The following is a 20,879-nucleotide window of genomic DNA, read 5'->3' on the forward strand; positions in this document are numbered from 1 at the left end:
CCGGTCGTCCACCCCCCGGGTGTGAAGGACCGGCGGAGCGGTGAGCACTGGGCCGGCCGGCTCTACATGCGCGAAATCTCCCTGCGCATAGACCGGCACCTGGTGAACACCCGGGTCACGCCCAACCAGCTGACCTACCTGATGACCGTCTTCGGCGTCCTCGCCGCCCCGGCGCTGCTCGTCCCGGGTGTCTGGGGTGCCGTCCTCGGTGTGCTGATGGTCCAGCTGTACCTGCTGTTCGACTGCGTCGACGGGGAGATCGCCCGCTGGCGCAAGCAGTACTCGATCGCCGGCGTCTACGTCGACCGGGTCGGCGCGTACCTGTGCGACGCGGCCGTGCTGGTCGGCTTCGGCCTGCGCGCCGCCGATCTGTGGGGCACCGGCCGGATCGACTGGCTGTGGGCCTTCCTCGGCACCCTCGCCGCCCTCGGCGCCATCCTGATCAAGGCGGAGACCGACCTCGTCGGGGTCGCCCGGCACCAGACCGGTAAGCCGCCGGTCCAGGAGTCGGCCTCGGTGCCCCGCTCCTCCGGCATGGCCCTGGCCCGCCGGGCCGCCGCCGCGCTCAAGTTCCACCGGCTGATCCTCGGGGTCGAGGCCTCCCTGCTGGTCCTGGTCCTCGCGATCGTCGACCAGGTCCGGGGCGACCTCTTCTACTCCCGGCTCGGCGTCGCCGTCCTCGCGGGCATCGCCCTGCTGCAGACCCTGCTGCACCTGGTGTCCATCCTCGCCTCCAGCAGGCTGAAGTGAGCGGCGGCATGAAGGTCGGCGCGGTCATCATCACCATGGGCAACCGCCCCGACGAACTCCGCGCCCTCCTCGACTCGGTCGCCAAGCAGGAGGGCGACCGGGTCGAGGTGGTCGTCGTCGGCAACGGCTCACCCGTCCCCGACGTCCCCGAGGGCGTGAAGACGGTCGAGCTGCCCGAGAACCTCGGCATCCCCGGTGGCCGCAACGTCGGCATCGAGGCGTTCGGCCCCGGCGGCCGGGACGTCGACGTCCTGCTCTTCCTGGACGACGACGGTCTGCTCGCCCACCACGACACCGCCGAACTCTGCCGCACGGCCTTCGAGGCCGACCCCCGGCTCGGCATCATCAGCTTCCGCATCGCCGACCCCGAGACCGGCGAGACCCAGCGGCGCCATGTTCCCCGGCTGCGCGCCTCCGACCCGATGCGCTCCTCCCGGGTCACCACGTTCCTCGGCGGCGCCAACGCCGTACGCACCCGGGTCTTCGCCGAAGTCGGCGGGCTCCCGGACGAGTTCTTCTACGCACACGAGGAAACCGACCTGGCATGGCGGGCCCTCGACGCGGGCTGGATGATCGACTACCGGTCCGACATGGTGCTGTACCACCCCACGACCGCGCCCTCCCGGCACGCGGTCTACCACCGCATGGTCGCCCGCAACCGCGTCTGGCTCGCCCGCCGCAACCTCCCCGCGCCGCTCGTCCCCGTCTACCTGGGCGTCTGGCTGCTGCTGACGCTGCTCCGCAAGCCCTCGGGCCCGGCGCTGAGGGCCTGGTTCGGCGGTTTCAAGGAGGGCTGGGTCAGCGCCTGCGGTCCCCGCCGGCCCATGAAGTGGCGTACGGTGTGGCGCCTGACCCGACTGGGACGACCTCCCGTCATCTGACAAGCTCGATATCTGAGAGCATGCGGCGGTACCCGGTCCCAGGTTTCCGCCTCGGCCCGACCAGGCTGCGCACTTTGAGGACGAAAGTATCCATTTGTGAGTGAGACAACGCATGACGGCAGGCTCGCGGTGAGCGACCGCCCGTCGCCCGACGACGGGATCTCCGCGGCGGAACTGGCCGCCAAGTACGGGCTGTCCGTGAGCGGTGCCCGACCCGGACTCGCCGAGTACGTCCGCCAGATGTGGGGGCGGCGTCACTTCATCCTGGCCTTCTCCCAGGCGAAGCTCACCGCGCAGTACAGCCAGGCCAAGCTCGGCCAGCTGTGGCAGGTGGCCACCCCGCTGCTGAACGCGCTGGTGTACTTCCTGATCTTCGGCCTGATCCTCAACGCCGACCGCGGCATGTCCCGCGAGGTCTACATCCCGTTCCTGGTCACGGGTGTGTTCGTGTTCACCTTCACCCAGAGCTCGGTGATGGCGGGCGTCCGCGCGATCTCCGGCAACCTGGGCCTGGTGCGCGCGCTGCACTTCCCCCGCGCCTCGCTGCCCATCTCCTTCGCGCTCCAGCAGCTCCAGCAGCTGCTGTTCTCGATGATCGTGATGTTCGCCGTGGCCATCGGCTTCGGCAGCTACCCGTCGCTGTCCTGGCTGCTGATCCTCCCGGCGCTGGCGCTCCAGTTCTGCTTCAACACCGGCCTGGCCCTCGTCTTCGCCCGGATGGGAGCCAAGACCCCCGACCTCGCCCAGCTGATGCCGTTCGTGATGCGGACCTGGATGTACGCCTCCGGTGTCATGTTCTCCATCCCGGTGATGCTCGCCGACCATCCCCAGTGGATCAGCGACGTCCTCCAGTGGAACCCGGCCGCCATCTACATGGACCTCATGCGCTTCGCGCTCATCGACGGCTACGGCTCCGAGAACCTGCCCCCGCACGTGTGGGCGGTCGCCGGCGGCTGGGCCGTGCTGGTCGCGCTCGGCGGCTTCGTGTACTTCTGGAAGGCGGAGGAGAGGTACGGCCGTGGCTGAGACCCGAGTCCCCACCGTCATCGCGGACGAGCTGCACATCGTCTACCGCGTGAACGGCGCCAAGACCGGCAAGGGCAGCGCCACCGCCGCGCTCAGCCGCATCCTGAAGCGCGGCGAGGAGCGGGGTGTCCGCAAGGTGCACGCCGTCAAGGGCGTCTCCTTCGTCGCCTACCGCGGCGAGGCCATCGGCCTCATCGGCTCCAACGGCTCCGGCAAGTCCACGCTGCTGCGTGCCATCGCCGGTCTGCTCCCCGCGGAGAAGGGCAAGGTCTACACCGACGGCCAGCCCTCCCTGCTCGGCGTCAACGCCGCCCTGATGAACGACCTCACGGGCGAACGGAACGTCATACTGGGCGGTCTCGCGATGGGCATGTCCCGCGAGCAGATCAAGGCGCGCTACCAGGAGATCGTCGACTTCTCGGGCATCAACGAGAAGGGCGACTTCATCACCCTGCCGATGCGCACCTACTCCTCCGGCATGGCGGCGCGACTGCGCTTCTCCATCGCGGCGGCCAAGGACCACGACGTCCTGATGATCGACGAGGCCCTCGCCACCGGCGACCGCAAGTTCCAGAAGCGCTCCGAGGCCCGCATCCGCGAGCTGCGCAAGGAGGCCGGCACGGTCTTCCTCGTCAGCCACAACAACAAGTCGATCCGGGACACCTGCGACCGGGTCCTGTGGCTGGAACGCGGCGAGCTGCGCATGGACGGACCGACCGAAGAGGTCCTGAAGGAGTACGAGAAGTTCACGGGCAAGTAGTCCGCCTCCGCCCGGGCCCCGCCGGAACTGCTCCGGTGGGGCCCGGCGTCTGCGGAGGAGAGGGCGACACGGCGTCCGCAAAGGAACCGCCAACTCCGGCAAGGAACAGTCAACTCCGGCCAACCATAGGAATCTTGGGGGCAATCGGTGCGTTCTTGTGATGTGCAGGACACCCCGTCGGAGCATGGTGCGTTGTAGAACGTAAGCTGTACCGGTGCCGAATCGCGGCAAGTGGGTCCATAATGCGCGACACCCGGCATCCGCCGCACACGCTGACGATTGGGCGGCGTGTCCGAAATAGTGCGTCTTGGGTCGGCAGTGTAGAACGGGAGATGTGACGGCCATGGCTACGGAAACTCCCCAGCTCAACAACGCTTCCGCCGTCCCCGCGCCGGGTGACGAGCGGTGACCGAAAGCGGGACGGCGCGCACCGGCGACCCGGAGCGCGACACCCTCGACAAGGCCGCGGCCGAGAACTTCCCCGTCGCGCCGTTCTTCCTGCCCCGGGCCTGGCGCGACGACCTGATGGCCCTGTACGGCTTCGCCCGCCTCGTCGACGACATCGGCGACGGCGACCTCGCCCCCGGCGGCGCCGACGCCCGCCTCCTGGGCGTCTCCCCGCAGGACGCCGACGACCGGCTCCTCCTCCTCGACGCCTTCGAGGCCGACCTCCGCAAGGTCTTCGACGCCACCCCCGGCCACCCCCTGCTGCGCACCCTCCAGCGCACGGTCCGCCGCCACCGCCTCGGCCCCGGCCCCTTCCTCGACCTGATCGCGGCCAACCGCCAGGACCAGCTCGTCACGCGCTACGAGACCTACGACGACCTGCTCGCCTACTGCGCGCTGTCCGCGAACCCCGTGGGCCGCCTGGTGCTCGCCGTCACCGGCACGACCAGCCCCGAGCGGATCCGCCTGTCCGACACGATCTGCACCGCGCTGCAGATCGTCGAACACCTCCAGGACGTGGCCGAGGACCTCCGCCGCGACCGCGTCTACCTGCCCGCCGAGGACATGAAACGTTTCCACGTGCAGGAGGCGGACCTCGCGGCGCCCACCGCGGGCGCGTCGGTACGCGCGCTGATCGCGTACGAAGCGCACCGTGCAGGCGAGCTGCTGGACGAGGGCGCCCCGCTGGTGGGCAGCGTCCACGGCAGGCTGAGGCTGCTCCTCGCGGGATTCGTGGCGGGAGGAAGGGCGGCCCTCCACGCGATCGCCGCCGCCGAACACGACGTACTTCCCGGCCCACCCAAGCCCGGCAGGCTCCGGTTGCTGCGGGACATGGGCGCGACCCTGCGAGGAGAGGGGTGATCCGGACCGTGGAGTCGGAACCACACGCGTCCGCGCCGGTACTCGCCGCCTACAGCTACTGCGAGGCCGTCACCGGACAGCAGGCCCGCAACTTCGCCTACGGCATCCGGTTGCTGCCGACGCCCAAGCGCCGCGCCATGTCCGCGCTGTACGCCTTCTCGCGGCGCGTCGACGACATCGGCGACGGCGCCCTCGCGGCCGAGGTCAAGACGGCCCGGCTGGAGGAGACCCGGTCACTGCTCGCCCGGATCCGCGCGGGCACCGTCGACGAGGACGACACCGACCCCGTGGTGGTGGCCCTGGCTCACACCGCGAGCCGCTTCCCCGTCCCGCTCGACGCCCTCGACGAACTCATCGACGGCGTCCTCATGGACGTGCGCGGCGAGACCTACGAGACCTGGGACGACCTGAAGGCCTACTGTCGCTGTGTCGCCGGCGCCATCGGACGCCTCTGCCTCGGTGTCTTCGGCACCGAACCCGCGGCACGCGGAGCGGAGCGCGCACCCGAGTACGCCGACACCCTCGGCCTCGCCCTGCAACTCACCAACATCCTCAGGGACGTTCGCGAGGACGCCCAAGGCGGCAGAACCTATCTGCCCGGCGACGACCTCGCGAAATTCGGCTGCTCGGCGGGGTTCGCCGGGCCGCTCCCGCCGACCGACTCCGACTTCGCGGGTCTGGTGCACTTCGAGGTGCGCCGGGCCCGCGCCCTCTTCGCCGAGGGCTACCGCCTGCTGCCGATGCTGGACCGCCGCAGCGGAGCCTGCGTCGCCGCCATGGCGGGCATCTACCGGCGGCTGCTCGACCGCATCGAGCGCGAGCCGGAGGCCGTGCTGCGCGGCCGGGTGTCGCTGCCCGGACGCGAGAAGGCCTATGTCGCCGTACGCGGACTGTCCGGCCTGGACACCCGCCACGCGTCCCGGCCCACCGTCAGGAGGCGCGTCTGATGGACAATCTGGACCAACGCGACCCCATCGGGGACAAGTGGTACGCAACCCTCCGCGACGCGGGGGCGTCCCTGACTGCGACGGCCTGCCGCGGACCGATCCCTCGCCCCGGCGGACCGGCAGGGGAGGGCGCGCGATGACCGAAGCGGCACGGCCCGGAGGACCGCCGGGCGAGAACCGTACCGGCCGGCCGGGCAGCACGGCCGTGGTGGTCGGCGGGGGACTGGCGGGCGTCACCACCGCCCTCGCCCTCGCCGACGCCGGTGTCCGGGTCACCCTGCTGGAAGGACGCCCCCGCCTCGGCGGACTGGCCTTCTCCTTCCAGCGCGGCACCCTCACCGTCGACAACGGCCAGCATGTGTACCTGCGCTGCTGCACCGCGTACCGCTGGTTCCTCGACCGGATCGAGGCCGCCGCGCTGGCTCCGCTGCAGAACCGTCTCGACGTGCCCGTGCTCGACGCGGCGGGCAGGCCCGGCCGACGGCTCGGCCGACTGCGGCGCGACGCACTGCCCGTACCCCTGCACCTCGGGCGCAGCCTCGCCACATACCCGCACCTCTCGCTCGCCGAGCGGGCCAGGGTGGGGCGGGCCGCGCTGGCGCTCAAGGCGATCGACCTCGACGACCCCGCGCTGGACGAGCGGGACTTCGCCGGCTGGCTCACCGCACACGGCCAGTCCGCGCGTGCCGTCGAGGCGCTCTGGGACCTCGTGGGCGTCGCCACCCTCAACGCCGTGGCCAAGGACGCCTCCCTCGGCCTCGCCGCGATGGTCTTCAAGACGGGACTGCTGTCCGACCCCGGCGCGGCCGACATCGGCTGGGCCCACGTCCCGCTGGGCGAACTCCACGACCGGCTGGCCCGCAAGGCCCTCGACTCGGCGGGCGTCCGCACCGAATCGCGCACCCGCGTCACCTCCGTCCGCGCCGGCGACGACGGCGGCTGGCGCGTCGAGGTGCCCGGCGAGAGCCTGGACACCGACGCGGTCGTCCTCGCCGTACCGCAGCGCGAGGCGTACGACCTGCTGCCGCCGGGCGCGCTCGACCGGCCCGAGCGGCTGCTGGAGATCGGCACCGCGCCGATCCTCAACGTCCATGTGGTGTACGACCGCAAGGTGCTGAGCCGCCCGTTCTTCGCGGCGCTCGGCTCGCCCGTCCAGTGGGTCTTCGACCGGACCGAGGCGTCCGGGCTGAGCGAGGGCCAGTACCTGGCACTGTCGCAGTCGGCCGCGCACCACGAGGTCGACGAACCCGTGGCCGTGCTCCGCGAGCGCTATCTGCCCGAGCTGGAGCGACTGCTGCCCGGCACGCGCGGCGCGCGGGTGAAGGACTTCTTCGTGACCCGGGAGCGCACCGCGACCTTCGCTCCCACCCCCGGCGTCGGACGGCTCAGGCCCGGCGCCCGCACCAAGGCACCCGGTCTGTATCTGGCCGGAGCGTGGACCGCCACCGGGTGGCCCGCGACCATGGAGAGTGCGGTCCGCAGCGGCGTGAGCGCGGCGGACGCCGCGCTCGCCGCGCTGGGCCGGCCCCGGGACCACCTCTTCGTCCACGAGGAGGCAGCGTGACGCTCGAAGCGCATCCGAACGGTTCCCGCACTCTCGGCACCGCAACTAGAGGAGAGACTGTGCCCACTGTGCCCCCGGCCGCGACGGCAGCCGACGCGGTGGACGTGACCGCGCTCCTGGAGCGCGGGCGGACCCTGACCACGCCCGTGCTGCGGGCGGCGATCGAGCGGCTCGCGCCCCCCATGAACACCGTCGCGGCCTATCACTTCGGCTGGATCGACACCCACGGCAACCCCGCCGCAGGGGACGGCGGCAAGGCCGTACGTCCCGCGCTGGCCGTCATGTCCGCCGAGGTCACCGGCGCCGCCCCCGAGGTCGGCATCCCCGGCGCGGTCGCGGTGGAGCTGGTGCACAACTTCTCGCTGCTGCACGACGACCTGATGGACGGCGACGAACAGCGCCGCCACCGCGACACCGTCTGGAAGGCGTACGACCCCGCCCAGGCCATCCTCGTCGGCGACGCCCTGATGGTCCTCGCCAACGAGATCCTCCTCGAACTCGGCACCGCCGAGGCGGCCCGCGCCACCCGCCGCGTCACCACCGCGACCCGCGCGCTCATCGACGGACAGGCCCAGGACATCTCCTACGAGCACCGCGAGCGGGTCACCGTCGAGGAGTGCCTGGAGATGGAGGGCAACAAGACGGGCGCCCTGCTCGCCTGCGCCTGCTCCATCGGCGCGGTCCTCGGCGGCGCCGACGACCACACCGCCGACACGCTGGAGAAGTACGGCTACCACCTCGGGCTCGCCTTCCAGGCCGTCGACGACCTGCTGGGCATCTGGGGCGACCCGGTCTCCACGGGCAAGCAGACCTGGAGCGACCTGCGCCAGCGCAAGAAGTCCCTGCCCGTGGTGGCGGCGCTCGCGGCGGGCGGCCCCGCCTCCGAGCAGCTCGGTGAACTCCTCGCCGCCGACGCCAAGAGCAGTGACTTCGAGAACTTCTCCGAGGCGGAGTTCGCCGCACGCGCCGCCCTCATCGAGGAGGCCGGCGGCCGGGAGTGGACCGCCGAGGAGGCGCGCCGCCAGCACGCCGTCGCCATCGAGGCACTCGACTCGATCCGGATGCCCGAGCACGTACGGGACCAGTTCACGGCGCTCGCCGACTTCGTCGTCGTCCGGAAGAGATGACCACCATCGACCGACCGCCGACCGCCATCGGTCGAATAGCCCTCGCGTAGTCGCCGGCCGGTGCCCGTTCACCGGACACGCACCGGCCGACGGCTGACCCACCGCAGAGATCCCTCCACTGCACGAAGGGGAAGCCATGACAGCGACGACCGACGGAAGCACCGGGGCCCTGCCGCCCCGCGCTGCCTCGGCCAGCGACACCGACACCGACACCCCGGTGGCGGCGGGGGTCCAGGACGCCGCCGAACGCGCCCTACGGCGTGCCACCGCGTTCCTCCTCGCGCGTCAGGACGCCCAGGGCTGGTGGAAGGGCGACCTGGAGACCAACGTCACCATGGACGCCGAGGACCTGCTGCTCCGTCAGTTCCTCGGCATCCGCGACGAGGAGACGACACGGGCCGCCGCCCTGTTCATCCGGGGCGAGCAGCGCGAGGACGGCACCTGGGCGACCTTCTACGGCGGCCCGCCCGAACTCTCCGCGACCGTCGAGGCGTATGTCGCGCTGCGGCTGGCCGGTGACGACCCGTCGGAGCCGCACATGGCGAAGGCGTCCGCGTGGATCCGGGGGCGCGGAGGGATCGCCGCGGCCCGCGTCTTCACGCGGATCTGGCTCGCCCTGTTCGGCTGGTGGAAGTGGGACGACCTGCCGGAGATGCCGCCGGAGCTGATCTACTTCCCGAAGTGGATGCCGCTGAACATCTACGACTTCGGGTGCTGGGCGCGGCAGACCATCGTGCCGCTCACCGTCGTCTCCGCGAAGCGCCCGGTGCGGCCCGCCCCGTTCCCGCTCGACGAACTGCACACCGACCCCGGCCGGCCCAACCCGCCCGCGCCGCTCGACCCGCTGGGCACCTGGGAGGGCGCCTTCCAGCGGCTCGACAAGGTGCTGCACGGCTACCACAAGGTCGCGCTGAAGCGGCTGCGCAGGGCGGCGATGAACAGCGCGGCCCGCTGGATCATCGAGCGGCAGGAGAACGACGGCTGCTGGGGAGGCATCCAGCCGCCGGCCGTGTACTCGATCATCGCGCTCCATCTGCTCGGCTACGACCTCCAGCACCCCGTGATGCGGGCGGGCCTGGAGTCCCTGGACCGGTTCGCCGTGTGGCGCGAGGACGGCGCCCGCATGATCGAGGCCTGCCAGTCACCGGTGTGGGACACCTGCCTCGCCACCATCGCCCTCGCCGACGCCGGCCTGCCCGCCGACCACCCCCAACTGGTCAGGGCCGCCGACTGGATGCTCGGCGAGGAGATCGTCCGCCCCGGCGACTGGTCCGTCAGACGGCCCCAACTCCCGCCGGGCGGCTGGGCGTTCGAGTTCCACAACGACAACTACCCCGACATCGACGACACCGCCGAGGTGGTGCTCGCCCTGCGCAGGGTCAGGCATCCCGACCCCGAACGCGTCGAGAAGGCCATCGCCCGCGGCGTCCGCTGGAACCTCGGGATGCAGTCGAGGAACGGCGCCTGGGGCGCCTTCGACGTCGACAACACCAGCGCCTTCCCCAACAAGCTGCCCTTCTGCGACTTCGGCGAGGTCATCGACCCGCCGTCCGCCGATGTCACCGCCCACGTGGTGGAGATGCTCGCGGTCGAGGGCCTCTCCCACGACCCGCGCACCCGGCGCGGCATCGAATGGCTCCTCGCCGAACAGGAGCCGAGCGGCGCCTGGTTCGGCCGCTGGGGCGTCAACTACCTCTACGGAACGGGGTCCGTGGTCCCCGCGCTGGTGGCCGCCGGGCTCCCCGCCGCACACCCGGCGATCCGCCGGGCCGTGGCCTGGCTGGAGACCGTCCAGAACGACGACGGCGGCTGGGGTGAGGACCTGCGCTCCTACCCCGACCCCGCCGAATGGGCCGGCAGGGGCGCCTCCACCGCCTCCCAGACCGCCTGGGCGCTCCTCGCCCTGCTGGCCGCGGGCGAGCGGGACTCCAAGGCCGTGGAGCGCGGCGTCGCCTGGCTCGCGGGGACCCAGCGCGGCGACGGTGGCTGGGACGAACCCCAGTTCACCGGGACCGGCTTCCCGTGGGACTTCTCCATCAACTACCACCTCTACCGTCAGGTGTTCCCGCTCACCGCGCTCGGCCGGTACGTCCACGGCGAACCGGCCGTGCTGAAGGCCGGGGCCAGCTGATGGACACGGCCGCCGCCCCCGCCCCGCTGCTGATCGCCTGCGCGCTCGGCATCGAGCAGTTCGCCCTGCGCAGCGGCGACCCGGGCGGCGCCGGGGGCCCGGTCACCGTCCTGCGGACCGGTATGGGGCCGAAGGCCGCCGAGCGCGCCGTCACCCGGCTGCTCGCCGACCGGGCGCTGGACGGGGCCGCCGTGCTCGCCACGGGATTCTGCGCCGGGCTCGCCCCCGGCATGCACCCCGGTGACCTCGTCGTGGCCGCGGAGACGAGGGGCCCCGACGGCGCCGTCACGCCCTGTGTGGGCGTCGAACGCATGGTCAAGGAGCTGGGACGGGCCGTGCCCGGTCGCACGGTCCACACCGGCCCGCTCACCGGATCCGATCACGTCGTCCGCGGTCAGGAGCGGGCGGGCCTCTTCGCCACCGGAGCGATCGCCGTCGACATGGAGTCCGCGGTCACGCTCCACTGCGCCGTGCGAGCGGGCGCGCGCCCGGTTGCGGCCGTCCGGGTGGTCGTGGACGCTCCAGAACATGAACTGGTCCGGATCGGCACGGTACGCGGTGGAATATCGGCTTTCCGCGTTCTTCGTGCCGTCCTCCCCGCTTACTACGAATGGCACCGTTCCTTGCTGCTCCCCAGGAGGTGAGCCAGATGGCCATGCCGCTCCGCCAGTCCATCAAGGTGGCGACGTATCTCGCTGAACAGAAGCTCCGCAAGCGCGAGAAGTTTCCGCTGATCGTCGAGTTGGAACCGCTCTACGCCTGCAATCTGAAGTGCGAGGGCTGCGGCAAGATCCAGCATCCGGCCGGGGTGCTCAAGCAGCGGATGCCGGTGGCGCAGGCCGTGGGCGCCGTCCTCGAATCAGGCGCGCCGATGGTGTCCATCGCCGGCGGCGAACCACTGATGCACCCGCACATCGACGAGATCGTGCGGCAGTTGGTGGCCCGTCGGAAATACGTCTTCCTGTGCACCAACGCGCTGCTGCTGCGCAAGAAGATGGACCAGTTCAAGCCCTCGCCGTACTTCGCGTTCGCCGTGCACATCGACGGGCTGCGGGAGCGGCACGACGAGTCGGTGGCCAAGGAGGGCGTGTTCGACGAGGCCGTCGCCGCCATCAAGGAGGCCAAGCGGCGCGGCTTCCGGGTGACCACCAACTCGACCTTCTTCAACACCGACACCCCGCAGACCATCATCGAGGTCCTCAACTTCCTCAACGACGACCTGAAGGTCGACGAGATGATGATCTCGCCCGCCTACGCCTACGAGAAGGCGCCCGACCAGGAGCACTTCCTCGGTGTGGAGCAGACCCGCGAACTGTTCAGGAAGGCCTTCGCGGGCGGCAACCGGCGCCGCTGGCGCCTGAACCACTCGCCCCTCTTCCTCGACTTCCTGGAGGGCAAAGTCGACTTCCCGTGCACCGCGTGGGCGATCCCCAACTACTCGCTGTTCGGCTGGCAGAGGCCCTGCTACCTGATGAGCGACGGCTACGTCCCGACCTACCGGGAGCTGATCGAGGACACCGACTGGGACGCGTACGGCCGAGGCAAGGACCCGCGGTGCGCCAACTGCATGGCGCACTGCGGCTACGAGCCCACCGCCGTCCTCGCCACCATGGGATCGCTGAAGGAGTCGCTGCGCGCCCTGCGCGAGACGGTCTCCGGGAACGAGGGGTGACGGCATGACCGCCGTGTCCCTCGGGCTGCCGGAGGTGCCCGTCCGGCCGGTCGCCGAGCGCCGGGAGAGCCGGCGGATCCAGGTCGGGTCGGTGGCCGTCGGCGGTGGCGCGCCGGTGTCGGTGCAGTCGATGACGACGACCCGTACGTCGGACATCGGCGCCACCTTGCAGCAGATCGCCGAGCTCACCGCGTCCGGCTGCCAGATCGTGCGGGTCGCCTGCCCCACGCAGGACGACGCGGACGCCCTCGCCACCATCGCCCGCAAGTCGCAGATCCCGGTGATCGCGGACATCCACTTCCAGCCGAAGTACGTGTTCGCCGCGATCGAGGCCGGGTGCGCCGCCGTGCGGGTCAACCCCGGCAACATCAAGCAGTTCGACGACAAGGTGAAGGAGATCGCGCGGGCGGCGAAGGACCACGGGACGCCGATCCGCATCGGGGTCAACGCCGGGTCCCTCGACCGGCGCCTCCTCCAGAAGTACGGCAGGGCGACGCCCGAGGCGCTGGTGGAGTCCGCGCTGTGGGAGGCGTCGCTGTTCGAGGAGCACGACTTCCGGGACCTCAAGATCTCCGTCAAGCACAACGACCCGGTCGTGATGATCGAGGCGTACCGGCAGCTCGCCGCCCGCTGCGACTACCCGCTGCACCTGGGCGTCACCGAGGCGGGCCCCGCGTTCCAGGGCACGATCAAGTCGGCCGTGGCCTTCGGGGCGCTGCTCGCCGAGGGCATCGGCGACACGATCCGAGTCTCGCTGAGCGCGCCGCCGGCCGAGGAGGTCAAGGTCGGCATCCAGATCCTGGAGTCGCTGAACCTGAGGGCGCGGCGGCTGGAGATCGTGTCCTGCCCGTCGTGCGGGCGGGCGCAGGTCGACGTCTACCGGCTGGCGGACGAGGTGACCGCCGGGCTGGAGGGCATGGAGGTGCCGTTGCGCGTCGCGGTCATGGGCTGCGTCGTCAACGGTCCCGGGGAGGCGCGGGAGGCGGACCTCGGGGTCGCCTCCGGCAACGGAAAGGGGCAGATCTTCGTGAAGGGCGAGGTCATCAAGACCGTGCCCGAGTCGAAGATCGTGGAGACCCTCATCGACGAGGCGATGAAGATCGCCGCGCAGATGGAGAGGGACGGGATCGCGTCGGGGGAGCCGGCGGTCACCGTGAGTTGACGACACGGCTGTGAAGCACGGATCGAGAGGGGGCCCGACGTGACGATTCTGGAGAACATCCGGCAACCGCGCGATGTGAAGGCGCTGACCGAGGCGGAACTCGGTGCACTGGCCGAGGAGATCCGGGAGTTCCTGGTGCACGCGGTCGCCAGGACCGGCGGTCACCTGGGGCCCAACCTGGGGGTGGTGGAGCTGACCATCGCGCTCCACCGGGTCTTCGAGTCACCCACGGACCGGATCCTGTGGGACACCGGTCACCAGAGCTACGTCCACAAACTGCTGACAGGACGTCAGGACTTCTCCGAGCTGCGCGGCAAGGGCGGCCTGTCCGGCTACCCCTCGCGGGAGGAGTCCGAGCACGACGTCATCGAGAACAGCCACGCCTCCACCGCCCTCGGCTGGGCCGACGGCCTCGCCAAGGCCCGCCAGGTGCAGGGGGAGCGGGGCCACGTCGTCGCCGTCATCGGCGACGGCGCGCTCACCGGCGGCATGGCCTGGGAGGCGCTCAACAACATCGCGGCCGCCAAGGACCGGCCGCTGATCATCGTCGTCAACGACAACGAGCGCTCCTACTCGCCGACCATAGGGGGCCTGGCCAACCACCTCGCGACCCTGCGGACCACCGACGGCTACGAGCAGTTCCTCGCCTGGGGCAAGGACGTCCTGCTGCGCACCCCGTTCGTCGGCCACCAGGTCTACGAGGCGCTGCACGGGGCGAAGAAGGGTTTCAAGGACGCGTTCGCGCCCCAGGGCATGTTCGAGGACCTGGGCCTGAAGTACGTCGGACCGATCGACGGGCACGACGTCCAGGCCGTCGAGTCGGCGCTGCGCCGGGCCAAACGGTTCCACGGACCCGTCCTCGTCCACTGCCTGACCCAGAAGGGCCGGGGCTACGAGCCGGCCCTCGCCGACGAGGAGGACCACTTCCACACGGTCGGCGTGATGGACCCGCTCACCTGCGAGCCGCTCGGTCCCCCCGGTGGACCGTCCTGGACGTCGGTCTTCGGCGACGAGATCGTCCGGATCGCCGACGAACGGGAGGACGTCGTCGCCATCACGGCCGCCATGCTGCACCCGGTGGGCCTCGGCAGGTTCGCGGAGAAGTTCCCCGACCGGGTCTGGGACGTGGGGATCGCCGAGCAGCACGCGGCGGTGTCGGCGGCCGGCCTCGCCACCGGCGGTCTCCATCCCGTCGTCGCCGTCTACGCCACCTTCCTCAACCGGGCCTTCGACCAGCTGCTGATGGATGTGGCCCTGCACCGGTGCGGGGTGACGTTCGTCCTGGACCGGGCCGGGGTCACGGGCGTCGACGGAGCCTCGCACAACGGCATGTGGGACATGTCCGTCCTCCAGGTCGTGCCGGGGCTGCGGATCGCCGCGCCGCGCGACGCCGAACAACTGCGGGCGCAGCTGCGGGAGGCGGTCGCCGTGGACGACGCGCCGACCCTGATCCGGTTCCCGAAGGAGTCGGTCGGGCCCGAGATCCCGTCCCTGGAACGGGTCGGCGGCATGGACGTCCTGCACCGCGCCCCGGCCCCCGCGGACCCGGAGGTGTTGCTGGTGGCCGTCGGCGTCATGGCGGGGGTGTGCCTCCAGGCCGCCGAACTGCTGGAGGCGCGCGGCATCGGCTGCACCGTCGTCGACCCCCGCTGGGTCAAGCCCGTGGACCCGGCGCTGCCGTGGCTCGCCGACGAGCACCGGCTGGTGGCGGTCGTGGAGGACAACAGCCGGGCGGCCGGGGTGGGTTCGGCGGTCGCCCTGGCCCTGGGGGACGCCGAGGTGGACGTACCCGTACGGCGGTTCGGCATCCCCGAGCAGTTCCTGGCGCACGCCAAGCGGGGCGAGGTGCTGGCGGACATCGGCCTGACACCGGTCGACATCGCCGGACGGATCAGCGCGTGCCTGGCGGGGAAGGACGCGATCGAGAAGGGGGCGCGCACGCAGGGGGATCCGATCGAGACTGAGGCCGAGGCCGTCAAGGAGACACCGCAATGACCACCGCGGAACCCGCCGCCGGGAACGGGGAGTTCGACCTCGGCAGACTGCTCGCCGAGCGCGGCGCCGAGCGCTACGAACTCCACGCCCGGTACCTGAACCACCAACTCCCGCGCATGCTGCACACCATCGGCTTCGACAAGGTCTACGAGCGGGCCGAGGGCGCGTACTTCTGGGACGCCGACGGGCAGGACCACCTGGACATGCTCGCCGGGTTCGGCGTGATGGGCCTCGGCCGCCACCACCCCGTCGTCCGCAAGGCGCTGCACGACGTCCTGGACGCGCGGCTCGCCGACCTCACCCGCTTCGACTGCCAGCCCCTGCCCGGACTGCTCGCCGAACGACTGCTCGCCCACAGCCCGCACCTGGACCGGGTGTTCTTCGGCAACAGTGGTACGGAGGCCGTCGAGACCGCGCTGAAGTTCGCCCGCTACGCCACCGGCCGCCCCCGCGTCCTCTACTGCGACCACGCCTTCCACGGGCTCACCACCGGCTCCCTCTCCGTCAACGGGGAGAACGGCTTCCGGGACGGCTTCGCCCCGCTGCTGCCCGACACCGCCGTACCGCTCGGTGATCTCGACGCACTGGCGAGGGAGCTGAGGAAGGGCGATGTCGCCGCCCTGATCGTGGAACCCATTCAGGGCAAGGGGGTGCACGAGGCGCCGCCCGGCTATCTGCGCGCCGCCCAGGAGCTCCTGCACGGGCACAAGGCGCTGCTCATCCTCGACGAGGTGCAGACCGGGCTCGGGCGGACCGGGGACTTCTACGCCTACCAGCACGAGGAGGGCGTGGAGCCGGACCTGGTGTGCGTCGCCAAGGCGCTCTCCGGCGGCTACGTACCGGTCGGCGCGACCGTCGGCAAGGAGTGGATCTTCAAGAAGGTCTACTCGTCGATGGACCGCGTCCTCGTGCACTCGGCGAGCTTCGGCTCCAACGCCCAGGCCATGGCCGCCGGACTCGCCGTGCTGTCGGTGATGGAGAACGAGGAGATCGTGGCGAACGCCCGCGCCACGGGAGAGCTGCTCAAGAGCCGGCTGGCCGCGCTGGTCGACAAGTACGAGCTGCTCAGCGAGGTGCGCGGACGGGGGCTGATGATCGGCGTCGAGTTCGGCAGACCCAGGTCGCTGAAGCTGCGCAGCCGGTGGACGATGCTCCAGGCGGCGCGCAAGGGACTGTTCGCGCAGATGGTCGTCGTGCCGCTGCTGCAACGGCACCGCATCCTCACTCAGGTCTCCGGCGACCATCTGGAGGTGATCAAGCTGATCCCGCCGCTGATCATCGGGGAACGGGAGGTGGACCGGTTCGTCGCGGCCTTCACCGAGGTGATGGACGACGCGCACAGCGGCGGCGGGCTGATGTGGGACTTCGGCAGGACCCTGGTGCAGCAGGCGGTGGCCAACCGGTAGGCCACGATCCGAGCGGAATGCCCGCAGGCCACCGGCGGCCACTTTGCCTCTGAGGCAAGAAATTTGCCCCACAGGCAAGGCTGGGGCTGAATGGGGGCATGAGCCCTTCCGAGGGTACGGACCCTCCCGAGCCCGCGGCGGACGCGGACCTGCCCGTCGTCGCCCCGCAGCTGCGTGCCCTGCGCCGCCGGGCCTCCCTCACGCTGGAGGCGGCGGCCCGGGCCGCCGGGCTGTCACCGGCGCACCTCTCCCGGCTGGAGACGGGGCAGCGCCAGCCCTCGCTGCCGATGCTGCTCGCGCTGGCCCGCGTCTACGGTACGACCGTCTCCGAACTGCTCGGCGAGACGGTCCCCGAACGGGACGCCGTCCTGCGTGCCGGTGACATGGAGCCCACCCGGGCCGGCGGCTGGACGTACTGGCAGGCGGGCGCCCCCGGACGCGGGATGCAGGCGCTGCGCGTCCATGTGCCGTACGGCTCCCAGGGCGACATCGTGCGCGTGCACCCCGGCGAGGAGTGGCTGTACGTCCTGAAGGGACGCCTGCGGCTGCGCCTCGGGGACACCGCGCACCTGCTCGGGCCCGGGGACAGCGCGCACTTCGACTCGCTGACCCCGCACCGCATCGCCGCCGCCGATCCCGACGGCGCCGACCTGCTGTTCGTCCACACCCTGCTGCAGAGCCCGACCACCGCGCTGTGCCTCGGGCCGACCACCCCGGAGACCACCCATGGCTGACATGGAAGAGAAGTTCCCCCGCGCCCTGTGGGTGCGGCTCATCATCTACATCGCCGTCGGCCACCTCTTCGCGGCCTTCATCTATCTGCTGTTCGAGGTGGGCGCCAAGCAGTGACCTGGGTGGGGCCGTGCGGTGTGCGAGGTGGGCGCGCCGTGCCGTGCCGAGGCGGGCGCCGTGCGGTGACGAGACTAGTCGAGCAGGCGCTCGCGCAGCAGCTCCCGGCTCGCGGGGCTCAGCTTCAGGCCCTGCTCCAGGTAGGTGTCCACGTCGCCCCAGGTCTCCTCGACCGTGTCGAAGGCCGCCTGGAGGTACTCGGCGCGGGCGTCGAACAGGGGGCTCAGCAGCTCCATGATCTCCGGGGAGTAGGCGCTCGGGGAGCTGCTGCTGCGGCGCACCTTGTAGCGGCGGTGCTTGGCGTTCGACTCCAGGTAGTCGGCCACGATGGCCTCGCGCTCCACGCCGAGGGCGAGGAGCGTGATCGCTATGGAGAGGCCCGCGCGGTCCTTGCCGGCCGCGCAGTGCATCAGCGCCGGCACGCTGTCCTCCGCCAGCGCGTGCAGCACACGGGAGTGCTCGGCCGTGCGGTGCTTGATGATCGTGCGGTAGGAGGCGATCATCCGGCCCGCCGCCTTGCCGTCGTCCAGCAGCGCGCGCAGCTGGTCCACATCGCCGTCGCGGACCATCTTCCAGAACTCGGCGCCGTCCGCCGGGTCGGACAGCGGCAGATTCACGTTCCGTACGCCGGGCAGCTCGACGTCCGGGCCCTCCAGCTTCTGATCGGCCGCATTGCGGAAGTCGAAGATCGTGTGCAGGCCGAGGGAGCTCAGGAACGCGGCGTCGTCGTCGGTGGCGTGCGCGAGATGCCCGCTGCGGAACAGCACTCCATGACGCACCCGGCGGCCGTCCACGGTCGGCAGGCCGCCCACATCGCGGAAATTGCGCACCCCGGCCAACTCGGGTTCGGTCGACGGGATCTGCTGCGTCACGGGGGCTCCTCCCATCCGGCCGTCGGCGCCGGTCGTCGACGGCACGCGCTCGGCATCGAGGCGCCCCTCGACGATACGACATGGGTGCCTGACGCAATGAGTTGTCCACAGGCGCCCGGCGTCGGCCTCCGTTGTCCACAGGCGGCGGGGCGCTCCCGCGACGACCTGCCATGATGTTGAGGCACGATCGCACCTGTTCGAATTTGTGAGGCCATGATGTTGGACATCGCCACGGACGGCCGGACCTGGCTTCTCACGGGCCCCCGGAGCAGCTACGCCCTGCGGCTCACCGAGAACGACGAGCTGCTGCACCTCCACTGGGGCCCGAGGATCTCCCTCGCCGACGCCGAGGAGCTGGCCGCCCGCCAGGAGCTGCCCTACTGGCCTTTCGAAGCTCCGGTCGACGGCCACGAGGAGTACCCCGTCGAGGGCGGCCCCCGCTTCACCCGCCCCGCCCTCTCGGTCCGCACCGAGGAGCGGCGCGGCACCGAGTGGACCTTCCAGGAGTACGAGGCGGACGGTGACGAGCTGCGCCTGCGCTTCCTCGACGACGGTCTGCGGATCACGCTCCACTACCGGATGCGCGACGACGTCGTGGAGCGCTGGGTGACCCTCGCCAACGAGGGGACCACCGTGGAACTACTGCGGGCCGACTCGGCGACCTGGACGCTGCCCCGCCGTGAGGAGAGCTGGCGCCTGTCCCAGCTGCACGGCCGGTGGGCGGCCGAGTCCCGGCTGGTGCGCGGCGAGCTGACCTACGGCGAGAAGGTCATCGGCAGCCGCCGCGGGCACACCGGACACCAGCACCTGCCCTGGGTCGCCCTCGACACCGATGCCACCGAGGAGCACGGCGAGGTCTACGGCTGCGCCCTCGGCTGGTCGGGCTCCTGGCGGATCGCCGTGGCCCAGCTCCCGGACGCGCGGGTGCAGATCACCGGCGGTGCCGGGTACGACGAGTCGGGCCTGCTGCGACTGGAGGCGGGCGAGACGTTCACCACTCCCGTCTTCGCCGGACTGTGGTCCGACGGCGGCCACGGCGGGGCGAGCCGCGCCTGGCACGCCTACCAGCGGGCGTACGTCATCCCGGACGCCGACCGGGACCGTCCGGTGCTGTTCAACTCCTGGGAGGCCACCGAGTTCGACATCTCGGAGGAGCAGCAGCGGGCGCTCGCCGAGCGGGCGGCGGCCATCGGGGTCGAGCTGTTCGTGGTCGACGACGGCTGGTTCGGGGCGCGCACCAGCGACCGGGCCGGACTCGGCGACTGGACGCCCAACCCGGACCGCTTCCCCGAGGGGCTGAAGCCGCTCGCCGACCAGGTGCACGCCCTCGGCATGCAGTTCGGCATCTGGGTGGAGCCCGAGATGGTCAACCCGGACAGCGAGTTGTACCGGGCGCACCCCGACTGGGCACAGTTCCAACCGGGACGAAAGCGGACAGAGCTCCGCAATCAACTGGTGCTCAACCTCGCGCGGCCGGACGTCCAGGAGTACCTGTGGGAGAAGCTGGACACCCTGCTCTCCAGCGCCCCGATCGACTATGTGAAGTGGGACTTCAACCGCTGCTTCACGGACGCCGGCTGGCCCGGTGAGGAGTACCCGCAGAAGCTGTGGGTCGAGCACGTGCACGCCTACTACGCCCTGCTGGACCGGCTGCGGGCCGCGCACCCCGGCGTCGCCTTCGAGTCGTGTTCGGGCGGCGGCGGCCGGATCGACCTCGGGGTCATGTCGCGGACCGACCAGGTGTGGACCTCCGACAACACCGACCCGCTGGACCGGCTCGCCATCCAGCACGGGTTCACCCACATCCACCCTGCGCGGGTCATGGCCGCCTGGGTCACCGACAGCCCGAACAACCAGCTCAACGGCCGGGTCAGCTCCCTGCGGTTCCGCTTCGTCAGTGCCATGGCGGGCGTGCTCGGCGTCGGCGGCGACCTCACGCGGTGGAGCGACGAGGAACTGGCCGAGGCGCGGGAGTGGGTGGAGCTGTACAAGGAGATCAAGCCCGCGGTGCAGCGCGGTGACCTCTACCGGCTGCGCCCGCCGAGCGGAGGGCTGAGCGCCGTGCAGTACGTCCACGGCGACGAGGTGGTCGTCCTCGCCTGCCTCCAGGCCCAGCACTACGGCGAGCCGCTCCCGCCGCTCCGGCTGCGCGGCCTCGATTCCGCGGCAACCTATGAATGCCGCGAAACGGGCGAACTGCACCGAGGGGCGGTGCTGTTGCATCACGGCCTGCGGACGGGGCTGCATGGCGACTTCGATGCGAAGGTTGTCCGTCTGCGTCGTATGTGAGCGTTCTGTCCGAAATCGAACCGTTAATCCAACTGGCCCTGGAATAAAGACTACTGAGGCGTAGGCGCGTGAGCAGCGTCATATCCGTGACGCACGGTCGCCGCCATGTCCACGTAATTTTCATGTATTTCCAGGGCCGT

General features: G+C 71.1%; 19 protein-coding genes. 18 read left to right on the forward strand and 1 reads right to left on the reverse strand.

The features are described from left to right. Positions 1–21: 21 nt before the first annotated feature. The 17 genes from ACZ4Z3_RS14615 to ACZ4Z3_RS14695 all read left to right on the forward strand — a co-directional run bounded on the left by ACZ4Z3_RS14615 (position 22) and on the right by ACZ4Z3_RS14695 (position 17,578). Positions 22–750 (forward strand): CDP-alcohol phosphatidyltransferase family protein, encoded by a 729-nt coding sequence (locus ACZ4Z3_RS14615; RefSeq protein ID WP_468501276.1) that lies wholly within the window; start codon positions 22–24, stop codon positions 748–750. 8 nt (positions 751–758) lie between these two features. Next, positions 759–1,631 carry a glycosyltransferase family 2 protein gene (locus ACZ4Z3_RS14620; protein WP_468501277.1) on the forward strand — a complete coding sequence of 291 codons (873 nt, stop codon included), beginning with the start codon at positions 759–761 and terminating at the stop codon, positions 1,629–1,631. Between the two features lie 96 nt (positions 1,632–1,727). Further along, positions 1,728–2,657 (forward strand): ABC transporter permease, encoded by a 930-nt coding sequence (locus tag ACZ4Z3_RS14625; RefSeq protein ID WP_468501278.1) that lies wholly within the window; start codon positions 1,728–1,730, stop codon positions 2,655–2,657. Next, on the forward strand, positions 2,650–3,417 hold the full coding sequence (locus ACZ4Z3_RS14630; protein ID WP_468501279.1) for an ABC transporter ATP-binding protein: 768 nt from the start codon (positions 2,650–2,652) through the stop codon (positions 3,415–3,417). The genes ACZ4Z3_RS14625 and ACZ4Z3_RS14630 overlap by 8 nt, the downstream gene beginning before the upstream one ends. 405 nt (positions 3,418–3,822) lie before the next feature. Further along, positions 3,823–4,725 carry a squalene synthase HpnC gene (gene hpnC / locus ACZ4Z3_RS14635; RefSeq protein WP_468501280.1) on the forward strand — a complete coding sequence of 301 codons (903 nt, stop codon included), beginning with the start codon at positions 3,823–3,825 and terminating at the stop codon, positions 4,723–4,725. Then, entirely contained in the window at positions 4,722–5,672 is a 951-nt protein-coding gene (hpnD, locus tag ACZ4Z3_RS14640) for a presqualene diphosphate synthase HpnD (RefSeq protein ID WP_468501281.1), read from the forward strand. Before hpnC ends, hpnD begins: the two co-directional genes overlap by 4 nt. Next, positions 5,672–5,812, forward strand: coding sequence for a DUF6380 family protein (locus ACZ4Z3_RS14645; protein ID WP_372504012.1), 141 nt, complete (start codon positions 5,672–5,674; stop codon positions 5,810–5,812). The genes hpnD and ACZ4Z3_RS14645 overlap by 1 nt, the downstream gene beginning before the upstream one ends. Then, on the forward strand, positions 5,809–7,236 hold the full coding sequence (gene hpnE / locus ACZ4Z3_RS14650) for a hydroxysqualene dehydroxylase HpnE (protein ID WP_468501282.1): 1,428 nt from the start codon (positions 5,809–5,811) through the stop codon (positions 7,234–7,236). The genes ACZ4Z3_RS14645 and hpnE overlap by 4 nt, the downstream gene beginning before the upstream one ends. A gap of 59 nt (positions 7,237–7,295) precedes the next feature. Then, positions 7,296–8,363: a polyprenyl synthetase family protein gene (locus tag ACZ4Z3_RS14655; protein ID WP_468501283.1), complete on the forward strand. Its 1,068-nt coding sequence runs from the start codon at positions 7,296–7,298 to the stop codon at positions 8,361–8,363. 136 nt (positions 8,364–8,499) lie between these two features. After that, entirely contained in the window at positions 8,500–10,494 is a 1,995-nt protein-coding gene (gene shc, locus ACZ4Z3_RS14660) for a squalene--hopene cyclase (protein WP_468501284.1), read from the forward strand. Continuing rightward, positions 10,494–11,138 (forward strand): phosphorylase family protein, encoded by a 645-nt coding sequence (locus tag ACZ4Z3_RS14665; RefSeq protein ID WP_468501285.1) that lies wholly within the window; start codon positions 10,494–10,496, stop codon positions 11,136–11,138. Before shc ends, ACZ4Z3_RS14665 begins: the two co-directional genes overlap by 1 nt. A gap of 5 nt (positions 11,139–11,143) precedes the next feature. Then, entirely contained in the window at positions 11,144–12,166 is a 1,023-nt protein-coding gene (gene hpnH, locus ACZ4Z3_RS14670; RefSeq protein WP_468501286.1) for an adenosyl-hopene transferase HpnH, read from the forward strand. A 4-nt stretch (positions 12,167–12,170) separates the two neighbouring features. Beyond that, positions 12,171–13,328, forward strand: a complete 1,158-nt coding sequence (ispG, locus tag ACZ4Z3_RS14675; protein ID WP_468501287.1) for a flavodoxin-dependent (E)-4-hydroxy-3-methylbut-2-enyl-diphosphate synthase — start codon at positions 12,171–12,173, stop codon at positions 13,326–13,328. 39 nt (positions 13,329–13,367) lie between these two features. Next, positions 13,368–15,323 carry a 1-deoxy-D-xylulose-5-phosphate synthase gene (gene dxs, locus ACZ4Z3_RS14680; RefSeq protein WP_468501288.1) on the forward strand — a complete coding sequence of 652 codons (1,956 nt, stop codon included), beginning with the start codon at positions 13,368–13,370 and terminating at the stop codon, positions 15,321–15,323. After that, positions 15,320–16,729, forward strand: a complete 1,410-nt coding sequence (locus tag ACZ4Z3_RS14685) for an aspartate aminotransferase family protein (RefSeq protein WP_468501289.1) — start codon at positions 15,320–15,322, stop codon at positions 16,727–16,729. The genes dxs and ACZ4Z3_RS14685 overlap by 4 nt, the downstream gene beginning before the upstream one ends. A gap of 98 nt (positions 16,730–16,827) precedes the next feature. Next, the gene (locus tag ACZ4Z3_RS14690; protein ID WP_468501290.1) at positions 16,828–17,463 is read left to right on the forward strand and encodes a helix-turn-helix domain-containing protein; all 636 of its coding nucleotides are present in this window, start codon (positions 16,828–16,830) and stop codon (positions 17,461–17,463) included. After that, the gene (locus ACZ4Z3_RS14695; protein WP_055537625.1) at positions 17,456–17,578 is read left to right on the forward strand and encodes a DUF6126 family protein; all 123 of its coding nucleotides are present in this window, start codon (positions 17,456–17,458) and stop codon (positions 17,576–17,578) included. The genes ACZ4Z3_RS14690 and ACZ4Z3_RS14695 overlap by 8 nt, the downstream gene beginning before the upstream one ends. A gap of 74 nt (positions 17,579–17,652) precedes the next feature. On the opposite strand, the gene ACZ4Z3_RS14700 is transcribed toward ACZ4Z3_RS14695, so the two are convergent. Beyond that, positions 17,653–18,450, reverse strand: coding sequence for a tyrosine-protein phosphatase (locus ACZ4Z3_RS14700; RefSeq protein ID WP_468501291.1), 798 nt, complete (start codon positions 18,448–18,450; stop codon positions 17,653–17,655). Between the two features lie 216 nt (positions 18,451–18,666). Here ACZ4Z3_RS14700 and ACZ4Z3_RS14705 point away from each other — a divergent pair, with 216 nt between their 5' ends. After that, on the forward strand, positions 18,667–20,739 hold the full coding sequence (locus ACZ4Z3_RS14705; RefSeq protein ID WP_468501447.1) for an alpha-galactosidase: 2,073 nt from the start codon (positions 18,667–18,669) through the stop codon (positions 20,737–20,739). The last annotated feature ends 140 nt before the right edge of the window (positions 20,740–20,879 follow it).

Source organism: Streptomyces sp. NPDC030296 (genome assembly GCF_055572815.1).